Annotated in this window: 3 protein-coding genes; all 3 read right to left on the reverse strand. The window is 64.1% G+C overall.

What is annotated here, in order from left to right:
* Positions 1 to 240, reverse strand: a 240-nt coding sequence (locus tag VAE54_RS12130; RefSeq protein WP_322802232.1) for a hypothetical protein, incomplete at its 3' end; no start/stop codon positions are given.
* A gap of 137 nt (positions 241 to 377) precedes the next feature.
* A complete protein-coding gene (locus VAE54_RS12135; RefSeq protein ID WP_322802233.1) occupies positions 378 to 1,784 on the reverse strand; it encodes a hypothetical protein in 1,407 nt (468 codons plus the stop codon).
* A gap of 951 nt (positions 1,785 to 2,735) precedes the next feature.
* The coding region (locus VAE54_RS12140) for a hypothetical protein (protein ID WP_322802234.1) at positions 2,736 to 2,983 on the reverse strand (248 nt) is incomplete at its 5' end.

Raw genomic sequence — 2,983 nt, forward strand, 5'->3', positions numbered from 1 at the left:
GGAATTAGTGTTAATTCGAGCTGATTGAATGCGGAAAAGTAGCAATATTACTGCAAAAACGAAGGCTATGTTTAAGAACCGTCGCCTCCCCCAATCCACGCCCCGCACCGGCCCGCCGTGCCGGGCCACGGCCTGGGCCACCCGCAACGCCCGCACCGGGCCCAAGACCTGCACGAGGCGCGCCCGCATCCCAAGGCCCGCGAAGACCCGCACCCGCTCCCCTTCGATCTCGACGAGCATCGGCCCCCAGCGCCAGCCGGGATGAGCCCGAATCCTACGGCAGCCATCGTTCGGTCATGGTCCCACCTCCTGCATTCGGTCCGGCGATCCCGGATCCCTCGTGAACCGCTGCATGGTAGGGCCTGAAAATCAGGTTGTCAATCCCTAAAGCGGAAATCAAAGATCCAATCCCAATCAATACGGCCATAAAAGCCCAACAGGGCGGGAGCCCCGGCCACCATCTGGGGAGGCGTCAACCGTTCCACCACCGGCATCCTACAGGAGCCATCGGCCGCCAGCAGCCAGAGGGCGACTTGCTCCCCCTGGAGGCCTATGCCCAGCACGAACCGTCCCGAATCCGCCCAGACTGGCCCCTCCATGCGCATCTCATACGGGGCCGACAGAATCCGCGGCGACTCATCCTCCGGGTCCAGGATCGCGATGCGGCGTTGGGCCAAAGCACCAGGATCCCCCGCCTCCCCCGCGTCCGGCGCGGCTACGAACGCCAGGCGGTGGCCGTCGGGAGACCACCGGGGAGCGAATCCCACCCAGCCGGAGGGGAGAAGGGCATGCTGTTCACCTGTCGCCAGATCCACCTTAATTAAGGTTTTATTGTGCCACATCTCCCGACCGCCACCCGCCATCACGACCACCACGGAGGTGCCAGGCTGTGGGGCCACCGCCCCCGGCCAGGGTAGAACGGGATTCGCAACCTCCTGGGGCGAGGTGCCTCCCGTCGCAGATATGGCCAGCAACTCCAGGCCGTCTGCGGCCAGAGACATCGAACGGTGGAGGCCGTGCCAGAACAGCAGCCACCGCCCGTCCCCGGACCATCCGGCCAGCCACGCCTGTTCCTGCGCCCCGTTCGGAAAAGACCAAACCCGGCGCAGATTCCCCGAGCGATCCACCCAGGCCAGGCCTTGCTCGACGATCTGGCCCGGGGAAGATCCGATCCGCTCATAGGAAAAGGCGAGGCGGGTTCCATCTGGCGACCACGCCAGCCCCACCGGGGCACCGGGGTCCAGATGCATCCCCTTCTCCCAGGTCCACATCGGCCGCCGGGATCCCGAGGCGGGCTCCAGGATCCAGATCCCTTGGGCATCCGCGTAGGCGAGGGTCGCCCCGGAAGGCGCCCACACGGCCGCTTGGATTCCTTCCGGAAGGGAAAGGGTGGCGGTTCCTGTCATCTCCAGCACGACCGCCGCGGATTCCCCTTTCCAGGCCAGAACCCACGCGCCGTCTGGAGAAAGCGCGAGACGGGTATAGCCTTCCGCAGGCGTTCGCCACCGCTCCTCCCCGCCCGGCAGATCTTTCCAGCCCACTGCTCCATCTCGCAGGAAGGCGAGCCGTCCCATGGGAGCGGTCGCACAGGGCGCGATGGGCGTGGAAGGAAGAGTGGGAGCAGGAGTGGAGGTAGGCGAAGCGGGAGGAGAAGGGAGGCGAGAAGGTGGAACGGGCGTCCCGGTGGGCCCCATCGGTGCCCCCTCCGGCTGTCCGCAGCTGGCCAAGCTCCCCAAGAGCCCCACCAGGACCATCCATTTCCAAAGCCCCCGGATGCGCTTCATGATCATCCCTCCTTCTGCGGAAGTTGAAGGCTCCAAAGGCGTGTAGCCTGGATGTGCTGAGAGCCTCGCTGTACCCCCACGACCTGAATCCATGAACCGGGTGGAAGGCATCGAGGCATGCGAAGAGGTTCCTCATCAAGAAGCGTCTTCTCATCCATTGTAACGAGCAAGCGATGACCGTCCGCGGACTGCAACTGGATGGTCCACGGGGTGCAGGAAAGCACCAAGCCGTAAAGGTTGACGATGTTCAGCCATATCCGAGTGGCGCGCAGCCGATGCTCGGAGATCCGCCATCCGCGACCGAACAGGAAGTCCCCGGGCTCCAGCAGCTCTTCACCCCCCTCCACTCCTTTCCACACAGATGTGCTCGAATCTATATGCAGAATCCAAGAAGTTTTTCCGTTCTCAATGCGCCACCCTTCCTGGGTCCGCTCTCGCACATATCCCTGGACGAACAGATCTGCAGGAGCGAGAGGTTCGATGAGGGGAGCTTCCGTGGACGAACGAACCCCGCTGGCGCATTCAGCCTGGAAGCGAACCGTGACCGGGATGGTTCCGAGAGCCAGATCCGCGATGGCGGAAAACGCCGGGGGTGAGATCGGTGATCGCCGGCTCATAGCCTACTATACCTCCGGGGGGACAACGCTCGGGCGTGGAGCAATAACTGCGCATATTCGGCCCACAATCGGCTACGGTGACACCGATACTGGCCCCATTGCATCGATTCGTGATATACATCGTGGAACCGCACTGGCGGGCCAGTAAGCTTTGCCCACAGCCGCTGTAGTCACATAAAGAATAGGTGGTCACGATCGGCCAGGTGGCCTGGTAAGCGCCGTTGTTCCAGGTCCCGCATTTCCCACAGCCGGTGCAGGCGCTTTGATAGGAACCACGACCGTTCCAGGAATACCAGCATAGGGCAGCAGGTTGGGGGGCTCGAGCTGGGGTGATTCAGGGATCCCCGTTGGTTTTAGTTTGAGCCGATGGGATTTGATCGACTTTCCAACTCCGGAGGACGAACCATCCCGCGAGGGCTCCTCCAGCCCGGCGCAGGAAATCGCGCCTCCCCCAATCCACGCCCAGCACCGGCCCGCCGTGCCGGGCCACGGCCTGGGCCACCCGCAGGGCTCGCGCCGGGCCTAAGACCCGCACAAGACGCGCCCGCATCGCCAGGCCCGTGAAGACCCGCACCCGCTCCC

Source organism: Thermoflexus sp. (assembly GCF_034432235.1).
In the GTDB taxonomy this organism is placed as follows: domain Bacteria; phylum Chloroflexota; class Anaerolineae; order Thermoflexales; family Thermoflexaceae; genus Thermoflexus.